This is a genomic window from Marinilabilia salmonicolor JCM 21150, assembly GCF_000259075.1.
GTDB classification, from domain to species: Bacteria; Bacteroidota; Bacteroidia; order Bacteroidales; family Marinilabiliaceae; genus Marinilabilia; species Marinilabilia salmonicolor.
The window spans coordinates 1-23272 of the sequence record NZ_AJKI01000019.1 but is presented as its reverse complement, the minus strand read 5'-3'; the positions used below and the strand labels follow the sequence as shown (position 1 = coordinate 23272).

The window sequence follows — 23272 nt, the reverse complement described above, 5'->3', positions numbered from 1 at the left end:
GCCACCCATCGGTCGCCAAAGGCTTGCCGACGGCACGGCGCTAAAGCTTTAGGCGGCACCCGGTCGCAAGCCCCCGAAAAAAAATCGGGGCAGGCTTTGCAACTGGCACTTTCTGACCAGACACATGACTTTTTAGAAACTTTCCCGACTTTCTAGACGGGCACTATTTAGTTCATATGTTGCAGTATTACTTCTCCAACTGCAATGTTTTGGTGGTCTGATCACAAACTTCGGAAGGTCCGAAATACTGAATAGGTCCGGGATAAACAAACTCAGTATTTTCTCCCCACTCCTTACGATTCTCAACAAAAGTTTTAAACGGCTTACCATCCAGTTTTACCAGTGCTTTTTGAATTACCGGCTTCATGGAACCGTGACGACGTTCCATATTCATCATCATAGTCACAGGTACACCACCTGCAACCCACTCATCAGCAGGAGCTGTAAGATTACGAACTGAAGCCATATAGCCGGTTTTACCATTAGCTATAAGCACTGATGCAGTATAACCCAGCGAATAAGTATAATCAGCATCAAAATTTGAAGGAGCAGCACAACGTCCTTCATACCCAAAAAAGTGGGCCTGACCACTGAATTTCCCATTAAATGTACCAGCTTTCTTTAACTTCTTAACTTTGGCTTTCACCATGTCAATTAACAACTTCTCGGTCTCAATCAGGGATACCTGAACATTTCCATGAGGATCACGATCCAACATCAACTGATTGGCAAAACTATTGGGCAAATGCTTAAATACTTCAGAAGAAACATCAGACAGCTTACCTGCTACAAACTCACGGCGCTCTTTATTTGTTTCCAATGCATTAACATCGCTTTCGTATTTGGCCAACATATCATTCAACTCACCAATCAGGGTTTTCATTGCAGGAATAAACTCAACCAGACCTTCAGGGACAAGCACAACACCAAAGTTTTCTCCTTTTTCGGCACGCTTTACCACAACCTCAACAATCTGGTCAACCACCTGATCGAGGGTCATATTTTTAGCTTCCACCTCTTCAGAAATAATGGCCACATTAGGCTGAGCCTGCAATGCACACTCAAGAGCAATGTGAGAAGCAGAACGCCCCATCAACTTAATAAAGTGATAATATTTCTTGGCAGAGTTGGCATCACGCTGAATATTACCAATCAACTCGCTGTAAACCTTACAAGCAGTATCGAAACCAAAGGAGGTCTCAATCATATCGGTTTTCAGGTCACCATCAATGGTCTTGGGAACACCAATCACCTGAACACCTGAGTTTTTAGCAGCAAAATACTCGGCCAGCACAGCTGCATTGGTATTGGAATCATCTCCACCAATAATCACCAGCGCTTTAATATCAAGCTTTTTGCAGTTTTCCAGCGTCTGATCGAATTGTGATTCTTCCTCCAGTTTGGTACGTCCTGAACCAATGATATCAAAGCCACCGGTATTGCGATACTCATCAATGACATCAGAAGTAAGTTCTTTGTATTGATTATCGGTCAACCCACTGGGACCACCCAGAAAACCATACAGTTTACTATCGCTGTTAAGAGTTTTCAGACCATCAAAAAGACCTGAGATTACATTATGACCACCGGGTGCCTGTCCACCTGAAAGAATCACCCCTACATTCATAGCAGGAAAATCTTTCTTCTCATCGGAAGCTTCAAATGTCAATACGGGCATTCCGTAAGTATTTGGGAACATTTTTTCGATCTCGCCCTGATCGGCAACCGATTGGGTCTTGTCTCCATCTACGACTTTCACGCTGCCTTTTAATGCAGCCGGTACCTTGGGAGCATATTTTTCCCTGGCAATCTGAAGTGGGCTTTTAATCTTCATCGAATTTGATTTATAAGATTTTTAAACAAATATTCTTTAAAAGTAACAAATTGAAACTATAAAGCGCACTAATATTTAACACTTTATAACTTCTATCCTTTCAGATTGCAAATTTGTCATTTTTTTTTCAGATTAGAAAAAACGGGAGGAAAAAATACCGTTAATTAGAGCCTGTCTATAATCTAAGCAAAGTTTGTTTATAGTCATGTGTCTGGGCAGAAAGTGCCAATTGCAAGGCTTGCGAAGTCCGAAAATACGGAGTCCCGAAGTAGCTTTTGTAAGGTTTTTTGAACAAAAAACCAACAAAAAGCACAATCGGGATGAGGAATTTTCGGATGAGCGTAACGCAGCAAATGATACTTTATGGACGGACACTAATTATGTATAATCGGATGGTAGGTTACATCAAGCACAACGGGATTTACGAGCCGCTGATAGTCCTTGTAAGAAATCTGGATCAGCTCCGAATGATTGCAGGCATTGAATGAAATGAACGGATCCTGTGTGAGTTCGGTAGAAACAAACACATCCATATTGTAAAGATTTCCAAAGGGTGGCATTGCCCCCACCTCACAATCCGGAAAGCTGTTCTTGAATTCAGGCTCTGAAGCCAGTCTCACGTCCCTGGCTCCGGTAGCTTCTTTTAACGCCATGGTATCCAGCGATCCGGAAGCAGGAATGACAGCCATGCACAGTCGTCCGTCTATTTTTACCATGACGGGTTTGGCTATTTCTTTGCCGGAAATATGGGCATAGGCAGCTGTTTTCTGAGCAGTATAAGCGCGTGAGTGAATGATGCGCCGGTAACCGACCTGCTCTTTGTTCAGATATTCTTCCAAATGTGTCATTGTAAATCCTCCTTTTTTGTTTTATAATCTGAAGTTACAAAGGAATGAATGGGATGGCAAGACATTCTTAGCTCTTAGTTCGTAGCTCTTAGCTCGTAGGTCAAGACCTCAATTCTCATTCCTCATCCCTCATTCCTCATCTCCCTCCCCGCGGATCAGGCTGCAAAGGCAATGGGGCCATCTTGGCCACCTCAATGGAAGGCTGTCCAAACTCACTGACAATTTTCCCCAGAATCAGGTAAATACCATGTCCCTTAAATGGCCATCGTTTCAGGGATTGAGGGAAATGGACAGTGTCAAAAAACTCTCCGGCAGCATCAATAAATGTGGCAAAATGCATTATCTGCCGGTTTACGGTTCGTACATATTTAATCGTTACCAGCTGCCCCACCATACGCACCTGCTTACCCAAATTCTGCTCCAGATCTCCGGCTTTGAATTCGCCCCGAAATGAGGTCTGAAGCAGATTGAAAAGCGAACAAGTGACAGGAAATCCCAATAACTCAATTTCATCATAGGCATCTTCAATGTGTTTCTGCTCAAATGCAGGCAGCCGGTAATCAGGCGTCTCCGGATGAAATAGCCGCTCTCCTTTTATTTGCTTCCTTTCACCGGCAAGCAACAAGTGGGCTTCCCACAACAATTCCGGCTTGGTTTTCCTCGTAAACCGCAACGCTCCCAGGCGTATCAGAAGAATCAATTGTTCTTTGGTTGTCCCGGTTCGTCGGATAAAATCACCTAAATCATGATAATTGCCATTTTTGTTGCGTTCTTCCACTATTCTCAATGCTGTTTTCTGCTCCAGATCACGCACATGAACAAATCCCAGAAAAATATCCTTCTCCATGATGGAGGTTGCATATTGCCCACGATTGACGCAGGGCAGATGAAGGACTCCACCCCACCTGCGTGCCTCATTCACATACAACCAGGTATCGTAAAACCCGCCAAAATTGTTGATCACAGCCACCATAAACTCCAAAGGATAACGGGCTTTCAGATAGAGACTCTGAAAACTCTCCACTGCGTACGATGCAGAGTGTGCCTTTGAAAAGGAATATCCTGCAAACGATTCAATCTGACGCCACACCTCAGACGTCAGTGCTCCGGAGTAACCACGACCCTTACAATTTTCAAAAAACTTATCCACAATAGCCTGAAAGGCAGCTTTGGAACGATACTTCCCGCTCATGGCCCGCCGCAGCACATCGGCATCGGCCAGATCCAATCCGGCAAAATGGTGACAGACCTTAATCACATCTTCCTGATAGACCATCACGCCGTAAGTTTCTCCCAGCTGCTCTTTCATCACCGGGTGGGCATACTCAAAATCATCGGGATGGTGAAAACGCCGGATGTATTCCCGCATCATCCCCGAACGGGCCACTCCCGGCCGGATAATCGAACTGGCCGCCACCAACGTCAGATAATCATCGCACCGGAGTTTTTTTAACAATCCACGCATGGCAGGACTTTCGATGTAAAAGCATCCGGTAGTCTCCCCACTGCGCAAAAGTTCTTTTACCTGTTCGTCCTGCTTAAAATCCTCCACGCGGTGCATGTCAATTTTCTCGTCCCTGTTCTCATGCACAATATCGATGCACTCACGAATGTGCCCGATTCCCCGTTGCGACAGAATATCAAACTTTTCGAACCCTATATCCTCAGCAGTGTACATATCCCACTGAGTGGCCGGAAAGCCCTTAGGAGGCAGATCCAGTGCGGTATAATCGGTTATGGGACGATCAGATATCAAAATCCCACCGGCATGAATCGAACGCACATTGGGAAAATCGGTCATCTGTTGTCCCATCTGCAGAATGCGCTGCTCCGCAGAACCGCTTGCGAAACCCGCCGGCTGAACCGCCAGCCGGTCAATCTCCTCTTTGGGCAGTCCGTAAACCTTGCCAATTTCACGTATGGCTGCTCTGGACTGGAATGTGGAAATAGCCCCCAACAGCGCCGTATGCTTTTGCCCGTAACGCTTAAAAATATAGTTCTGCACCTCTTCGCGCTCGCGCCAGGAATAATCAATATCAAAATCGGGAGGTGACGAACGCTTAGGATTCAGAAAACGCTCAAAATAGAGGTTCAACTCAATGGGATCCACATCGGTGATTTTCAAACAGTAAGCCACCACACTATTGGCACCACTCCCCCGCCCCACGTGATAAAAGCCATGTGCCAGCGAATAGCGGATAATGTCCCAGGTTATCAGAAAATAAGCCGAAAAGCCAAGTTTGCTGATGATGTCCAGTTCTTTCTCCACCCGATGCCGGGCTTCCGAATGAGCCAATCCGTATCGTTCTTTCAGTCCATCCAGCGCCAACTGCCGCAACAGATGCTCGTCATCGCGGCGACTGCCGGTATAAGTACTCTTATTCTTGATTCCTGAAAAATCAAAATCAAAGGACAAGTTCCTTTTTAACTGCTCAGTAGTTTTGATTATTTCAGGATAATCCTTAAAAGCCTCCATAAGCTTACCCTCCGGCACCATCCAGTCGTAAGCCGATGCCATATCGTCAGGAGTGATGCGGTCGAGCAGCGTATTGCGATCGATGGCCCGCAGGTGTCGGTGCAACTCCAGCCCTTTTCGATCGGCAAAAGTCACGGGTTGCCAGACAATCAAGCGATCCTGATGATAACGCCATTTGGAAGTAAGCAACTGTCGCTGCTGAAAATGACGAATTCCCACATATTCATGCTCCCTGAGCTGCGACGGTTCTCTTTGTCCCCAGGGCCACACCACCACCGCATGTTCAAACACAGGTGGTTCGGCAGGCAATGGCAGATGTTGCAACCGGTAGTGGCTCAAAAAACGGTTTAACTCCCCAAAACCGTCGAAGTTCAGAGCAATGCCGGTATAGATCCATCGGTTATCGTTGCGGAATTCTATACCGGCCAGAGCTGAAATCCCTTTCTCCCGACAGGCTTTCACGAACTCAAACATCCCCGACGTGTTGTTGATATCGGTAAAAACAAGCGTATCAATCCCCTTAGCGGCAGCCTGTGCTGCCAACTCTTCGGGTGAAAGTGTCCCGAACCGGAGACTGTAGTATGATTTGACAATTATCAATTATCAATTATCAGTTATCAATTACCAATTACCAATTATCAATGTGCATTGCTTATTGATCATTGTTCATTGATTATTGTTCATTGATTATTTGTTCATTGATTATTAATCCTGGTTGTTTTGATAATAGCAAATAAAATACGCCCTATCTCATCGGAATTTTCAAAAAGAAGTTCATACTTTGAATCATTCATTAAGCCAACTGCTTTTAATAATTTCAGCCAAAATTGTGTTTCCAGTGTTTCTTTATATGCAATGCTTATTTTGCTTGAGAAATCATTTCCCGAAATAGCTCCGTTTGCTTCTGCGAGATTTGCTCCAATAGAAGTTCCGCTTTTCAATAATTGTCGGGCCAAATCATATTCTTTTTCTTCTGTCTTTAACCATTTGCAATATCCATATACTTTAATTGCAAAATCAAAAGCCTTTTGATACGCTACATTTTCTTTCATAATTCAGTATTTTTTTTTAGAGTTTTAATTTATTATTCATTGGTAATTTATTCATTGTTAATTGTTTATTTGATCATTGTTAATTGATAACTGTTAATTGTTAATTGATCATTGATCATTATCAAACCGCTCTCCCCACAGCGCCTGCTCCATACCTATGCCGCACATAATCCAGCGCCCGGTACAACTGCACCTGCCGGGGTGTATCCTCAAACAAATCGAGTTGAGGGGCTCCGCTTACCAGATGTGAGAGTTTTACTCCTATCAGGCGTATCATCACACGACGTGTATAGAGACGGGTCAGCAACTCCTTGGCAATAGGGATGAGCAGATGATCAAACGAAGTGTAAGGCACCGTTTTTTGCAATGTTCGGGTATCAAAGTCGCTGTATTTTATCTTCACGGTAATACACCCCGTCAGCTTTTCTTTGGCACGTAGCTGATAGGCCAGTTTTTCAGTCATCTTAACCACCAGCCCCATCAGCATCTTCATATCTCCGGTGTCCTGCTCAAAAGTGCGCTCACTGCTGATGGATTTCCGCTCAGTGTAAGGCTCCACCGGTGAAAGGTCTATGCCATTGGCCCGTCTCCAGAGTTCCAGTCCGTTCTTTCCCATGGCGTGATGCAGCATCTCGGGAGGCATATGTCCCAGCGTTTCAATGCGCTCAATGCCCATCGATCGCAGTAACTTATAAGTAGCAGGCCCGATCATTGGTATTTTACTGATGGATAATGGCCATAAAAAGGGTTTTACCTCTTCAAAAAGCACCTGCTTCTCCCCGTTTGGCTTGGCCTCTCCGGTGGCAATTTTCGACACGGTCTTATTTACCGATAATCCGAAAGAAATGGGTAACCCCGTCTCCCGGATAATCTTGCTGCGCAATTCATGACTCCATTTCAGACAGCCGTAAAAACGATCCATACCCGTAAGGTCGAGATAGTGCTCATCTATGGATGCTTTCTCGTACAAAGGGGCCGAATCATCAATGATTTGTGTCACCATACGTGAGTAACGACTGTATTCATCCATATCACCCCGCACATAAAAGGCATGGGGACAAAGACGGCGCGCCAGCTTCATGGGCATGGCCGAATGCACTCCAAACTGCCGGGCCTCATAACTACAGGCTGCCACCACTCCCCGGTCGCTCATCCCTCCAACAATTACCGGCACTCCGTTAAGACGACTGTTCATCAACCGCTCTACCGATACAAAAAATGAGTCCAGATCAAAATGTACAACATGCCGATTATCAGTCTTCATTGATTTTTTTTGATTATTTATTAATCTTTTTATCGATTACAATTTAAGCATCAAAAGGAAAATATGAAAGAGAAAAGAGGGATTTATTAAGTGGAGAAGAGAGAAAGAGGGTGGAAGTTAGAGGCTGGAGGCTAGAAGGTAGAAGCTGGCAGTTAGAGAAAGGAGGTCATTTTAGGAATATTTGTTGGCCTCCTCCGGGGACCGGATTGCTCACGTTCAGTATGCCCCGGGATGTCCCCGGGGTTACTCATGTTTGCCCTCCTTCGGGGACATAATCCATGACTATGGCAAACTCCTTAAAGAAGGTAAAAACTAACTTTTTATAAAAACATCCATCTGTTGCATTGTAAACCTCACGTCCCTGAAAGGGGCAAATTTGAATAACCCCGGGCCATGAAGGCATCGCCGAAATGAGCCCGGGGGTAATCAACCGACACTACACGGTCCCTGAAGGGGGCCAACTACTAATCCTGTCACCCCTACCGGGGCTTCACCCTTTATCTTGTCATATACAAGCTACCATACTATCGCCCCGCCGGGGCTGGAACAAACAGAATGAAGGGTGCTAACATCACCATACTTTTCCTTTACCATTGCGAAAAACACAAAGATCTATCATCGTTTTTGCTGGTCAAAATGGAACAGCACCGGATGGGGCGGCAGTTTGGTAGATGGTAGATAGATTGTTCAAGGTAAACGAAACAAGCCCCGGATGGGGCGACACGTACAAAACATTTTTCCCCTGATACAAGTTTGATTGACCGAATCAAAAACATTTTTTCTCAATATTAGCCTCAGCCTCAGGGCTCAGCCTCTTCCATCCTCCCCCACCTACCGACGCATATCTGAGGAAACTCCGGGAGCCTCTCACACCAAAAAAGGGACAGCACCCGAAAGCACTGTCCCTCACAAAAACTATTACGGGAAATAATAGCCAGATTAAAAATCTTTCAATTGCTGACTGGCGTTAAAACTAAAGTCCACACATCTCCCCAATCATCAGCAAGTCCATTAATAGTAATAACTCCTGTCTCAGGATCAACACTCCCTGAACCGGAAATGGGAGAACTAAAAGGCCCAACGGTATTCACGTAAGTAATATCTCCACAAACGTCCTTCAACTCTCCGGGATAATCACCGGCTAAACCGTACATACCGTACCAGAGTGTAAATAAGCCTCCTGAAAAATCAGAGATTGTATACGCTCCGTTAACACTTTGTTCAGTCAAAACTACAGTTGTTTCGTAATCCGAAATAGGATTAATGTCAGAAGAGGGGCCGGGATCTGTTGACGCACCACTAGCCAAACAAACATATTCACCTGTCAAGTCCGACTCGCAAGCAAAAGTAGCATTAATAATAACATTAGAACGTGCCCTTACACCTGACTCTGAAGTAACAATTACTTCAAGGGTAACTACATCACCCAGAGCTAATTCATCAAGGGTGGCATTTACTGCCTGAACGGCTTCGGAGGCAGTAACAGTAACCGTTGCCGGCAATGACTCATATGATCCAATAGAACCTGTTTCTCCATTATATGTGGCTTCTATCTCCACCTTACTTACCTCATCTTCCCCAGAAGCTTCAACGGTAAACTCCACATATGCATTATCCAAATCTTGCAAATCAAAAAAGGAAGATGAAATATCCGATATAACAGGGACAATACCTGCACTCCTTAAACCAGCAGGATCTTCATCTTCTTCATCACAGCCATTAAATGCAAAAGCTGCGACAAGTATAAATAATAACCAAAATATGTTTTTCATATCAAAACAATTTCAAATTCAACAAAGTAATTAACGGCTTCCACCAGCCCACCAAACTTCTTCTGAATACACATATGATCCATCGCCATAGGCTTCACGGACATTAGCATTCGTAGTAACATCATCAGCTCCATAACTAAAGCGGACAGGAAACTGTTGCAGATTGGCCGGATTTTCCAAAGTAATAACATCATCGCCCATAGCTACTAACCGACGATAATCATTATAAGCCTCTACTGCTTCCTCTTCATAAAATGCAAGATACTTCTGAACCATCACTTCAGCAAGAGGATTACTGTCAAATCTGGACTCAACTTCATTGGCAAAATAATCTTCAGCATCAGCAGCAGTAAGACCAATATTTGGTTTTTGAAAAGCAGCAATAATCCCCTCTTCTAAAGCATCTTTTGCATTCTCTAACTCATCCAGCCGAACATACGCTTCAGCTTTCAAAAATTGAAGTTCATGATAACTCAACAAATAAGTTGGCGCTGTTTCAACAGAAATAGCTGATTTCGAATATTGATCCTGAACCTGGTCCGGAGTTCCGTTTGGTGCAAATACATCTCCTGTAAAGAATACATTATCTCTGGGATCGTTTCTATCTGCCAGTTTATCATGCATACTTTGACTTGCTCCAAAATAATTACGATCCTGCAAGAATTGGTAAAAAGGACTGGCATCAACATATTCATACTGACATTGTTCTGCAGCGCTTTCAAATGATGCATCGGCAAAGGAAATGACGTCGCCATATGCTGCATTTCTATTAGAAAGGCGCATTGTGTATCGTGCCTTCAGACCATTACCAAATTTTTTCCACAAATCAATATCACCTCCGTAGAAAAAGTCCTGGCTTCCAAGTCCGGAAAAATTGGTTTCTTTATTTAGGTTTTCAAGCCCCGAATTAAGCATCCCGAATATTTCCTGGTAAAGACTTTCCTGACTATCCAATACAGGTGTAAAAATCACTCCTGGCTGTAACGCCTCAGTCCAGGGCACATCTCCCCATAGATCAGTCAATACAGCCAAGTTATAGGCTGTCAAAATCTGAGCTATACCTAAAGTGTGAAAATTTCCCTCTTCTGAACCTCCTTCAGAACACTTCTCAATAATCAGGTTTAAGTTATACAGGTTTTCATAAATTGATCCCCATGAGTTATTATATGTAGTTGAACTTATTGGCTCACCACTCCTAATCTCAGCATTATAAGATTGATTGTAAATACCAACATTATGCTCTATATATACAGATGCATAAAAAGCGGGATCACTTCCTACAACCCTGAAGGCTGTACTGGTCATCACATCTGTAATAATCAGATGTGAACCAACATCAGTAGGATCATTCACATTTTCATTTATATCATCCAAGGTGTCTTCACTACAAGCTCCTAAGAAAGAAAGTAGAGAGAAAACCAAAGCTATATTCAAATATTTCTTCATAATTTCACAGTTGTTTAATTACTCAATTAAAACGTAACATCAATTCCAAATCCGTAACTGGTTGTTTGAGGCAAAGAAAAGCGCTCAAATGAACCTCCCATGTTATTATTTCCCTGAGATGCCTCCGGGTCAAAATTTGGAAGAGCTGTCCAAAGCAGTATATTTCTGGCGAAAACTGAAACACCAAGATCTACACTACCAAAAACTTTGGTTGGATGCTTGTAACTCAGGGCCAACTCTCTCAACTTCACAAATGAATTTTCATGAATGTAATATTCATCAATATTGGAGAGTACATTTACATATAAATCCTGTATTGCATCCGGATCATTCACTCCTCCCCGAACGATATCATTCTTCTCTCCATTTGGTTTATACCCATCATATATAAATGTAGATTCGCGATCTTCTGTTCGTGCAGACATTCCATATAAATCTAACAATCCATTAGACCCGGAATACATCTCACCGCCATTTTTCCATTCAAAAACAGCACTTAAAGAAACAGTTTTGTAACTAAAGGTATTGGTACCCCCAAGAATAAACTCCGGAGAAACCTCTCCTATAACTGCAGGCTCCCCCTGTTCAGGCATACCATGGTTCCATGCACCAGGGTTGTCAACCACCAATACTCGCCCCTGGTCATCTCTTTTAAATGAAGCTCCATAAATAACCGGATAAGTATTTCCGATACCAGCTCTGACCTGGGGGGTAACAAAACCACCAAGAAAAATACTCTCAACACCAGAAGCAAGCTCATCAACTACATTATCAATTTTAGAATAGTTAACTGCAATATCCCATGTAAAATCACCTATTTTAATTGGTGTTGCATATAAAATTGCTTCATGAGTATTAGTATGAACAGCTCCTCCATTCATCACCAAACCTGCAGCTCCGGTTGAGGCAGCCAATGGGACCTGGAAAATCTGATCTTCAACGTCCTGACGAGAATAAGTATAATCTATACCAAAGCGATTATTAAAAAACTTCAGATTAACTCCTACCTCATACGAAGTTGTATTCTGTGGCTTAAGGTTGGGATCATACTGAACATTATTAGAAATATACGAGTTAACCCCATCAATAGGATATTGAATAGGTTCACCGGTCCAAAAACCACCACTGTAATCAGGTTTTGTAAAATAATTATTGATGTAGTTGCCTGCCTGTCCTACTTCAGCATACGACCCTCTTATTTTGGCATATGAGATCCAATCCAAAGCTTTAACCGGCTCAAGTTCTGAAGCAACAAAGCCTAAAGAAACTGAAGGATAAAAGAAAGATCTATTACCTCTGGGCATGGTTGAAACATAGTCATTTCGACCGGTCGCATTTAAAAACAACATTGACCTCCAATCATACGAGAGGCTACCAAAAAAACCTACTGTTCTTTCGCTTTCCTGAGCTTCATCTGCTGTTACTACATTAGCATTTTGAATATGAGACCATCCTCCGAAGTTAAAATCTTCTCCATGCTCTGAGTACGTTTTAATCTCCTCATGGTTTAATTCATTACCAAAAGTAGCAGAAATCGCAGAGTTATCAGACAATGACCAGTTTAAACTCGCCGTCAAAAGTGAATTGTAGGTAGCTGAGGAAACGCCATAGTTATCCATTACTCCTGCTCCTCCTTTTGATCCATATTCAAAAATATCCTGGAAATGGGTAGTATAACTATCAACTCCCAATTGATATTTAACATCAAGATCAAGACTTCCAGCAATGTTTGTTGAGTATTCTACGTATCCATTACCAAAAAAACGTTCAGTTTTCTCATTAAAAGTATTGTTTTGAGCAATCCAATATGGATTATCAAAAGTCATTGAGCGATAATATATCTGAGAATAAGGATCGCCTGGCTCATGATAAGGGTAACCTTCAAGATTGTAACTGGCCGGTGCAGAAAGAACTCCTGCAAGTGATGCATCATTAGCTCCCGAAAGTTTATCAATCTCCAACTTCACATAGTTGGAAGAAAATCCAACAGTGAAATTATCATTCAATTCCTTAACTCCGCTTCCTTTGAAGTTCCACCGATCCATCCCGGTGTTTAAGGCAATACCATCTTGTATTGTATTGGTCAATGCTATTGCAAAACTTCCAGTTTCAAAAGCCTGACTTACGTTAACACTATTGGTAGACTTATAGCCGGTTTGATAGTAATCATCCCAATTATCGTAAACACGAGGTTCCTTCCAGGGATCTAAACCAGCTTGTGCCAACTGAGGAACATAAAATTTACCTTGCTGCATTCCATCTTCTTGGGTGTAGGCATTATCTGTATTTCCTCCATATGTCGGACTATTAGGAAGCTCACTGATTTTTGGTCCCCAAGACAAAGAAGTATTGGGAACATAGCTACCATAGTTACCTTGTGCCCATGTTGATTGGTAATCAGGAGTCCTTGAAACTACATCAAAACTGGAATTGTGAGAGATGCGTACTACAGGTTTTCCAACCTTATTATTGGCACCACTCTTAGTGGTAATAATAACAACTCCATTGGAGGCTCGGATTCCATACAAAGCAGCAGCAGCCTGCCCCTTCAATACATTAATTGATTCAATATCCGCGGGGTTAATATCTACTGCACGGTTAGAAATATCTGCTCCGGTAACACTATTTCCCGTATCATAATATGATGTAGATGCAATAGGCATTCCATCAACTACATACAAAGGTGTATTATTACCGGTAAAGGATCTGGCTCCTCTGATAACAATTTGTGATGAAGCACCAGGCATACCACTGGATGGTTTTATATCCATTCCAGCTAATTTACCTTGCATGGCTCCAGCCAAATCAGAATTCCCCGTACGACCAATCTCTTCCGAATCAACATCCTGAACAGCATAACCTAATGCTTTTCTCTCTCTTTTGATACCTAATGCGGTAACAATAACTTCATCTACCTGAAAAGCTTCATCAACTAACGTAACATCAATCACTGACTGCCCTTCATAAGGAACTTCCTGAGTCTCCATCCCAATAAATGAAAACACAATAAAATCAGCATCATCTGGTACATTTAAAGAATACGTACCATCCAATTGAGTAACCGTACCCACTGTTGTGCCTTTTGCGAAAACGGAAACACCGGGTATCGGCATACCGTCTTCACTTCCCGTAACAGTTCCACTAATGGTTTGAGCCTGTGCTAAAACACTACCTAGCCCAATTACCATGAGGAACGAAAGTGCTAAAAGTACTTTCTTCATAGATTATAGGTTTAAAAATTAAAAAATATGGAACAATTAAAAATCAAATTACACTTTTCTTGAATATTTGTCAATTATTATTAACAAACAATAATAATTAATGTTCGCATCAGAGAAGGATTTAAGCAATGGGGAATGTTATTGTTTAAAACAAAATTAAAAACTTTTTCAACAAGTCAAAACTTATACATGACTATTTACAATCAAAAAATAAGAATAAACACAAATACCCACCACAAAAAATCATAAAACATCTCACGCACCCCTTTTTCTCACGACATGATCCTCTTAATTAATACAAATTACTCACAAACACCCCCACAAAACAGGGGTTTCATTCCAAACCAACACACAACCTCTCTATCAATCACTTAGAGAAAAAATGAAAACATATTGGTTACTTCGATGAGCAGTTAAGTGTATGTAACCACCGGGCTGGCAAACACCAAACACCTAACAAAAGTTAAATATCCAATCAAGAGTAATAGCAGAAGAAATCAGCAGATAGGTGTATGCTCATTAACAATAATAGAAGGAAAGAAAATCTCTAAGATTAAAACCCGGGAAGGAATGAAAAGAACAAAATTTGTTGGCCCCCTCCAGGGACCAGGGTTCTATCGCCCAGACTGCCCCTGGATGCCCCAGGGGTTACTCAAATTTGCCCCCTCCGGGGACCCAGTTGCTCTCGTTCAGGCTATCCCGGGATTTCCACAGGGTTATTCACGTAAGCTCCCTCCGGGGAGCATTCCACGACCATGGTAAACTCCTTAAATAAAGTAAAAACAAACATAGTAAGAAGATATCCATTTGTTGCATTGTAAATCTCACGTCCCTGAAAGGGGCAAACATGAGTAACCCCGGGCCATGAAGGCGAAGCCGCAATGAGCCCGGGGTTAATCAACCGACACCACACGGTCTCTGAAAGAGGCAACCAAAAACCGAAAGAAAGAGAACAATCCCGGGAAAAACACAACAACCAAACCTAATACTATCACCCCTGCCGGAGCTTCCTCTTTTATATTGTTACATTCCTTTGCTACCATACTGTCGCCCCGCCGGGGCTGGATTGGATAGATTGAAAGATACGTACAATACAAAGCTTTTTCTTTACCATTGAAAAAAACAAAGTTCATTCGTTTTGCTGGTCAAAATGTTACCGCCCCGGATGGGGCAGCAGGTAGAAGAATTGTTTAAAAGAATCGAAACAAGCCCCGGCCGGGGTGACACCTATTACAAAGTAAGTCCGGCCAATTTGCATCTTACCAAAACACAAAACTGGTTGATTGAATCAAACATATTTGTATTCTTACAGAAAACACCACAAACTTCACAATAATGATGCTTCAAAGCACCTCACAACAATTTATCAGTCAACAAAAAGCACCGACAAAAATACTTGCCGGTGCTTCCTATATCAAAATGAACATCACTTTACCAAAATCAGGCAAATAAAACGTTTGCCAATTAAATGAGGTAAAATCAGTTATATCTAATCTCCAAAAATATCCTTCTCCCTTATCCGTTCTACTTCTCCATATTTTTCCAATGCATCAAGGTCAAAGTCGCTGGTATTTCCAACAATACCAATCACGACAGGCTTGTCCTTGAGGTTTTGTTCATAAAACTCCACGATGTCGAAAAATTCCTAATCAGGCGTTGCTGAAAAAGTAGGCAGCTTCTAATGTAATATACCTGTGAACAAGTTTAAAATTTAACAATAAGACTTAAGAACGTTCACAGAACCAATGTAACACAAAAAAGGACCGTTTCAATACAACTGAAACGGTCCTCTCAATTAATCAGATATAGAAATAATTAAAAAATCACACTGTTTGACAGATTCCTTTTTAAAGATTCCTTAGACATTTTATTTCCCTGAATTGAAAAATCAGGACCGGTTATTTCAATTTCAGTTCTTTCCTTCAAAGTAGAAAAAACAGAAAGACCACTATAATTTCCGGAATCGACACTAGCTGATTTAGTTTCATCTTCAACAGGTGTAAACACCAAATCATAATAACCATCAACCCAACCGCCTGCTGCTTCACTGTCAATCAAATATCCATCACCTACACTAGACTCTGCAATAACAAGATTGCCTTGCATATTAAAGGTAAAATCAATTTCTGATGTGGTACTAACACCGCCGGCATCAGTAGTATAAAGAGTGGCATCATAGGTTCCACTACTCAATTCAAAATCTGGCAATGTTTGTGGAGCAATAGATAAAATGCTGTTTGTAGCATCAAAGGATGCAATGATTTCAACGGCATAATCAACACCTGTAATAATCAGGGAACTCTCATCCAAACCTTCAGAAATTGAAACCTCCATTTCCGTAGGACCATCACCAAACTGAGACTCACCGGTCATTACAAAATCACCCATAAAATCTGCTTTACTATAAGAAACCGCATCTTGAGAATAGTAAAAGATTTCAGAGAATTCACCAAGAATGGTACCATCCTCATAATGGAACATTAACCCTAAAGAATAAATAGTTACTCCTTTTGAGTTTACTTCAACAAAAGTTTCAACTTCCTCGCTAGGTGAAACATAAACCATTTGACCCATATACTCCTGACCAGTTGCCTGATTCTCAGGAACAATAACCTTCCCATCTTCTTCGTAATAGTAGAAAGCAAGACCGTAACCGTCAGCATATAAATCGGAAAGATAAAACAAGTTTTTGTATTCACTCTCCTCATTCTCTGGATCGACATCTATTGCTGCTGAAATTGTTTGATTCCAAACCTCACTATAAGCATTGGACTCAAATTCACCTACTTCTCCTGAAATAACTTCATATTCAATATCATTGAAGTCTTCAATTTTCAAGTTAGCGGCGATAAAGGCTTCTTTTGTCATATAAATAATGGTTGGACTTGAAGCTCCATAGGCAGCTCCACTATTATATCCAGCTTCGCTGAAATATAAAGATGATGGAGGAAATGTAATTACATCTCCATTTTTTTCCCCAAGTGGATTCTTACCTTTATCATCAGAAATATTTCCATACAATGATCCTATAGAAATCATTCCATATCCCCAATCAACACCTATTTCATGTGAAAACATAAAAACCTCTCCGGTTCGATTATCAATTTCAATTGTAGTAGTATAATCTTTACTTTCATCAAAATCGCCTGGATCATTATACGGATAGCCATCATAAACTCCATCTTCATCCGAACCGGTAGGAACATCATAAACATTTTTAAATCTATAACGCACAGCTCCAGCAATTTCTGCTTTTTCTGCTTCAACATACATTGGAAACGAACTTACTCCATATCCTCCGGAAAATGCACCATCAACATATATCATAGGTTCTTCAACAGGAACCCATTGGATTCTTGTAGCATTGGTTTCAACATATGGGAGTTCAGAAGCATAAGGATTTACAAATTCATCTCCTTCAACAGCAAGTTTCAGGTTATATGTTGTACCTTCCTCTGCAGTTGGAAAAGTAACAGTAAAATCCACTTCTGTCTCGCCATCAGCAAAACTAACTGTTTCAGGTACCTCAAAAACATTTTCGTCATTGACTTCCTGAACAATAGGAACCTCTGCCACACCTGAAGAAACCTCACGCGCTATAGTTAAAGTCATTTCTGTAGCTTCAGTGGGCTCCAGTTCTATCAACTGGGGATTAGATGCAGGAAAATAAACCCCCTGACATCCCTCAGGTACCTCCGGACTTGGAGTAACCGTATCTTCAAATTCGTCACAGGCACTAAAGGTAAAAGCTGCCAGTATCGAAATTGCTATAAAAATTTTATTTAGTTTCATATATGAATATTCTTTAGGGTGTAACATTAAAGATCAGCAACCGGTTCCGGAGCAGGAACAGAAGGATTATTTTCGCCTTCTGTCAATCCAGGGTTGGCCTGAATCTCTGACTCGGGTATTCTCCATAACAAAATCGGATCATCCGGGGCAATATTAAACACCATGGTAGCATTTGGAAAACCACCACCTCTACGATCAACACCTGTTTCTAGCCGCATAACATCAAACCAGTTCAAACCTTCGCCCCACAATTCAATACGACGTTGACGGAAAACTTCTTCCTGAATTCCATCTGGAGAAGTAGCTTCACAAACATAAGCTGGATTTCGGTAAGCTTTAACAAATTCCTCAAGTGTAGTCTTTCCAGCATCAGGAGCTCCACCTTTTGCCTGTGCCTCGGCTTTAATCAAATACATCTCCTCAATACGCATCAAAGGAATATCACTGGCATTAGTTGAAGAACCAGCCTCTTCTTTATAGGGTGCAAATTTCACCTGAGTAAAAGGAGCAAAATCATAATCAGCGATTATTCCTTCATAAGCATTATTAAGATTCGGAGATTCTTGATATTCATCTAACCACCAACCTTTTCTAACATCATCCTCTTCAATCGTTTCATAAAGAGCTTTATTGATTTGTTTTCCTTTCGAATACCAGGCATATCCATAATTTAGGGAACCCATATGAGATAACCAGTTCACAATACCTGAAGTAACAACATCATCGGTTTCTGCGATTTTAATCCCCCACATCCAGTTCGGCTCATCCATAGTCCAAAAAGAAGGCTTATTAACATCAGAAATTGCGGCAGGACTCACTCCATCTGCCATGGCATTTTCAATTGCCTTAGTGGCATCGGCGGCAGCTTCACTCCATTTCTCCATGCTCAAATTAATACGTGCTCTGAGCCCATAAGCTACATATAAACTAAAGAATCGTTTATCTTCAGCCTTTTCTGTTATAATAGTTCTGGTTATTCCAGCCTGTTTTGCACTTTCCAATAGATCCAAAGCTGCTGAAATGTCAGAAGTAATTAAACTATACACATCTTCAACACTACTACGGGGTGTTCCATTTTGTGCAGCAACTTCAGCATTTTCATCAGTAATAATAGGAACACAAGGTTCCTGCTGGTGCCCCACATATTTAAACTGATAAAGTTGGGCCAGAACCCAGTAATTGAAAGCCCTGGTTGCCAAACCTTGTGCCAGATAAAACTGAGAAGTAGGGTCTTCCACATCTGCTGGGATGTTAGCAATAACATTATTGGCTGCATATATCATTGAATACATGTCGTTCCAAATAATCTGGCTCTCAAAGGAAGTATAGTCTCTGTCGGAATAATCCAGGCTGTTACCTGTCCAGTTATAACCATTATCTTCACTCACCACATCATAACCATTAGCATCAGTGAATAACATAACAGAAGGAAACCCGAAGTCATTATGGCGTTCAGCGCCAAGTGCATCTTCATTCGGCATATACTGACTAAACTGAGCAAAAATGGCATTTACACCAGCCACAGCTTTATCAGGATCTTTACCAACTACCTCTTCTTTCTGTTCAGAGGTAACAGTAGATCCTTCCGGTTGCGTGTCAAGTTTATCCTCACATCCAACAAACAGAGAGATGACAGGAACCATTAACGCAATAATATATTTTTTATTCATAGTACAAATCATTTAAAATTATTAAAATACTAAGCTAAGACCTCCTGAAATTGTTCTAATTGGTGTATAGCGTGCAGTGGTTGCTGCTGTAAAACTCTGACGGGGGTCTAACCCTTTACGACTTGTAAGTAAGGCCACATTATCGGCACTAAAGTATATACGAAGCTTCTCAATATTAAACCCGCTCACCAAGTCGGAAGGAAGAGTATAACCAATAGTAATATTATTAAGACTTAAATAGTCAGAACTGGTTAAGAATCTAGTAGAGATTGAGTTCGCATATCTGTCATTAGCATCCAATCGAGGCACATTTGTGTTTTTGTTATCGGGTCTCCAGGCATTGTAAATATCTTTATGCCAGTTATTACCTGCAAAGCTTGAAGTACCACCATGCATCAGCCGAGCATAACCTGAATCATAAATATCACCACCCATCTGATACGAAGCCTGAACAGAAGCATCAAAACCGAAAGCTTCAACTGAAGTTCCAAAACCACCATAAACAGTGGGCAAAAGATCATCAGTCATTACTTTGTAAGACTGAGCTAATGTATAATCAGCTGTCTTTATGCGAGTACCCTCTTCATCCTCAGCCCAATATAAAGCCTCTCCTGTTTCGGAATCGACACCGGCATAATCAACCAGGTACATATGATACATTGATTCACCCTCTCTATAGATTCGGGTTCCATCAATCATCTCTCCCTCAAGGTCAGGATGTAATTCATTAATCTTATTTTTTACAAACGTGGCATTGGCATTAACATTCCAAACCAGATTATTCCTGTTAAAGATATTGTAGCTCAGATCAACCTCAACACCTGAGTTGGTCATTGAACCAATATTCATAGGAACAGATGTATATCCATTACTTCCGGCAACCGGCTTGTAATAAAGCATATCGCTTGACTTTCTTCCGAAATATTCCACAGTCCCAATTAATTGGTTGCGAAGCATTGCGAAGTCAAGACCTACGTTGTATGACGTTGAAGTTTCCCAAGTGATATCCTTATTCCCTTTATAACTTAAAGCACCATCAGAGAATACACCATCGGCACCAGACATTCTGAATTGATCAAGATAGGCATAATAGTTACCAATATTATCATTACCCTGTTCGCCATAAGAGGCTTTCAATTTGAGCATATCAAGCCAGTCAACTGACAAAAAGGGTTCTTTGCTAATAATCCACGCAGCACTTGCAGACCAAAAGTCCCCCCATCGATTATCGGGGTGGAAACGACTTGAAGCATCACGGCGATAAGCAACATTACCAAAATAAGTTTCCTTATAGGAATAGTTAACACGGCCAAATATACCCTGTGTGGCATAAGTATCTTTTGCTCCACCACCATTGATATTATCAATAACATTATTTACATAATAACTTTCAGGATTGTATAAATTTTGACCGTTAGCATAAATATACTCCGTTCTATAATCATAACCGTCATAACCAACAGTCACATCAATGCTATTATCCTCTCCGAATGTCTTCTGATAACTACCAATATACTGTTGATTAAATCCTACTGTACGGGTTTGTTCTTGATACGCAGTACCGCCATAAGAAGCACTTTGCCCCATATAAGCATTTCCTAAATCACCATATCTGGTATTATCCACATTCAAACCATACCTGGCAATTAATTTCAATCCCTGAACGGGACTTAATTCTGCATGCCAGGAACTGTTAATAATATCCATTAGGTAATCTGTCTTATTGTAAGTCAAGTCACCGGCAGGGTTTGCAATTGACATGAAAGAACGTGAATAATTGGTACTTACACCATCACCATAATCATAAACTTTACGACCGTTATTAATCATAATTTGGCCATTTTCGCCATCACGGACATACAACGGATACACTGGTGCGATATAGTTTGCGACAAAAAAAGCGTTTCCGCTGGAACTGGTATTGGTCTGTTCCTCGGGATAATCACTCTGTACATTGTTATAATTAACATTTGCACCAACTTTCAACCATTCAGTGACTTCATGGTCTCCTTTAAAGCGGCCGGAAAAGCGCTCAAATCCGGAACCTGAGATTACTCCCTGATCATCCAAATAACCAAAAGAGAGATAATAACTCTGTTTATCTGTTCCACCGGAAATCGAAATATTGTATTCCTGCCTTGGATTATTCTGGAAAGTCTCATCAGCCCAGTCATCAGGGGTGTAAAAATACTCTCCATCGCTATACCCCAAGGTGGCATGGGGATTTAACTTCCCATTAGCTCCTATCAATAATTCCCCATCGGGAACAGTAAACACGTTATAGCCCAATCCACCTTCAGTTTCAGAAGTTATTGTTGAATTGGCATAAATATTGGCATCAACGGGTGAATAGCCAAGATTATAGATTCCTGCATTATAAATAGCTCGGTAAGCAGTTTCCATATAATTTTTGGAACTGGTCAATACATCATAGTTTTCAACAGCTCGTGAATTAAAACCATATTTAACATTCAAGTTAACTTTGGCTTTACCACTACCCTCTTTTGTGGTAATCATTATAATACCATTGGCACCACGAGCACCATAAAGGGCTGTAGATGCGGCATCCTTCAGGACAGTCATTGATTTAATGTCGGAGGTGTTGATAGAAGACAAATCTCCATCAAATGGAATTCCGTCAACAACATATAACGGATCAGTACCGGCATTAATAGAACCGACTCCACGAACCCTTACTGTTGCTTCAGAACCTGGCTGTCCATTATTACTCAACACCTGCACTCCTGCAACGGCTCCTGATAATGCTTGTGAAACATTGGAAACCTGACGTTTTTCAATTTTTTCAGCATCAACCTCAGCTGCAGAACCGGTAAATGAACCTTTGGTTGAAGTACCGTAAGCTACTACAATTACTTCGTCCATAGCAAATGATTCATCAACCATTCCGACATTTATAGTGCTCTGCCCCTCGTAAATAACCTCCTGGGTTTGCATTCCAATAAATGAGAAAACAATAGTTTCCGCATCTTGTGGCACATTTAATGAGTATGTACCATCTACCTGGGTAACTGTACCCACAGTAGTTCCTTTAACGAAAACGGAGACACCGGGTATCGGCATACCGTCTTCACTTCCCGTAACAGTTCCTGTAATAGTTTGTGCTTGTGCCAAAACTGAACCAAGCCCCAAAACCATGAGGAACGAAAGTGCTAAAAGTACTTTCTTCATAGATTATAGGTTTAAAATTAAAAAATAGAACAATAAGAAAACATTCCAATTTAGGAAATGTTTCCAACTTTTATTAGAATTTAACACATGATTTTTATCACAAAATTCCGCCTAAAAGCAGAACCATGACCTTTATCAGGTCTTTTCAAGCATTTCGTTAAGGCGAAGGGGGGTTTTGGCAAGTTTCTGTCACAAATATATAACTTTTTGCTTTCAAAAAATAACCCAACCAGTTTTTTTTGATTTTTATCACACTTTCACCCCCTATTCTGCCAAACACATAGTCGATATCTTAACTATTATTCAAATTACACCCCCAATTAAAGGGGGTAAGACTCCACAAACAAACCTTTTTATCACAATTGCACCCTACATAAACGAAGCTTGCACAACAGCAGGTATGTTTTTTTCTGCTGTCACCCTAAAAAAACAAACTATAGAAGATTTGGTTTAAAAAATGAAAAATAGCCCAAAATCCCTCAGTGTGACTGTGAAGAAGGGGAGTAAGAATAAAGTGTGTTGAGATTGAGATTGAGATTGAAAATGAGACAAAAAAAACAGATTGAATGTTTTTAATCCTTGTAAGAAATTGACTTATTAGTGTCTGTCCATAAAGTACCATTTACTGCGTTACGCTTGTCCGAAAAGTACTCATTTACGAAAAGTAAACTCCGTATTTTCGGACTTCGCAAGCCTTGTAACTGGCAC

At 41.2% G+C, this 23272-nt stretch carries 13 protein-coding genes; all 13 read right to left on the bottom strand.

What is annotated here, in order from left to right; genetic code table 11:
- Positions 1-187 precede the first annotated feature (187 nt).
- The gene (locus tag W7W_RS0110895; RefSeq protein WP_010663795.1) at positions 188-1834 is read right to left on the bottom strand and encodes a diphosphate--fructose-6-phosphate 1-phosphotransferase; all 1647 of its coding nucleotides are present in this window, start codon (positions 1832-1834) and stop codon (positions 188-190) included.
- Positions 1835-2208: 374 nt separating this feature from the next.
- Complete coding sequence (locus W7W_RS0110885) at positions 2209-2682, bottom strand: aminoacyl-tRNA deacylase (RefSeq protein WP_010663793.1); 474 nt, start codon at positions 2680-2682, stop codon at positions 2209-2211.
- 136 nt (positions 2683-2818) lie between these two features.
- The gene (locus W7W_RS0110880; protein WP_010663792.1) at positions 2819-5758 is read right to left on the bottom strand and encodes a DNA polymerase III subunit alpha; all 2940 of its coding nucleotides are present in this window, start codon (positions 5756-5758) and stop codon (positions 2819-2821) included.
- Between the two features lie 95 nt (positions 5759-5853).
- Positions 5854-6210: a four helix bundle protein gene (locus W7W_RS0110875; protein ID WP_010663791.1), complete on the bottom strand. Its 357-nt coding sequence runs from the start codon at positions 6208-6210 to the stop codon at positions 5854-5856.
- Between the two features lie 121 nt (positions 6211-6331).
- Positions 6332-7474, bottom strand: a complete 1143-nt coding sequence (gene dinB, locus W7W_RS0110870; protein ID WP_010663790.1) for a DNA polymerase IV — start codon at positions 7472-7474, stop codon at positions 6332-6334.
- A 950-nt stretch (positions 7475-8424) separates the two neighbouring features.
- Positions 8425-9246 carry a hypothetical protein gene (locus W7W_RS0110860; protein WP_010663789.1) on the bottom strand — a complete coding sequence of 274 codons (822 nt, stop codon included), beginning with the start codon at positions 9244-9246 and terminating at the stop codon, positions 8425-8427.
- 30 nt (positions 9247-9276) lie between these two features.
- Positions 9277-10692: a SusD/RagB family nutrient-binding outer membrane lipoprotein gene (locus tag W7W_RS0110855; RefSeq protein WP_010663788.1), complete on the bottom strand. Its 1416-nt coding sequence runs from the start codon at positions 10690-10692 to the stop codon at positions 9277-9279.
- Positions 10693-10718: 26 nt separating this feature from the next.
- Positions 10719-13913, bottom strand: coding sequence for a SusC/RagA family TonB-linked outer membrane protein (locus W7W_RS0110850; RefSeq protein WP_010663787.1), 3195 nt, complete (start codon positions 13911-13913; stop codon positions 10719-10721).
- A gap of 893 nt (positions 13914-14806) precedes the next feature.
- On the bottom strand, positions 14807-15046 hold the full coding sequence (locus tag W7W_RS0110840; protein WP_010663785.1) for a hypothetical protein: 240 nt from the start codon (positions 15044-15046) through the stop codon (positions 14807-14809).
- 356 nt (positions 15047-15402) lie between these two features.
- Complete coding sequence (locus W7W_RS23505; protein WP_157202469.1) at positions 15403-15543, bottom strand: hypothetical protein; 141 nt, start codon at positions 15541-15543, stop codon at positions 15403-15405.
- Positions 15544-15728: 185 nt separating this feature from the next.
- Positions 15729-17705 (bottom strand): hypothetical protein, encoded by a 1977-nt coding sequence (locus tag W7W_RS0110820; protein WP_010663783.1) that lies wholly within the window; start codon positions 17703-17705, stop codon positions 15729-15731.
- 26 nt (positions 17706-17731) lie between these two features.
- Entirely contained in the window at positions 17732-19375 is a 1644-nt protein-coding gene (locus W7W_RS0110815; protein ID WP_010663782.1) for a RagB/SusD family nutrient uptake outer membrane protein, read from the bottom strand.
- Positions 19376-19396: 21 nt separating this feature from the next.
- Complete coding sequence (locus W7W_RS0110810) at positions 19397-22564, bottom strand: SusC/RagA family TonB-linked outer membrane protein (protein WP_010663781.1); 3168 nt, start codon at positions 22562-22564, stop codon at positions 19397-19399.
- Positions 22565-23272 lie beyond the last annotated feature (708 nt).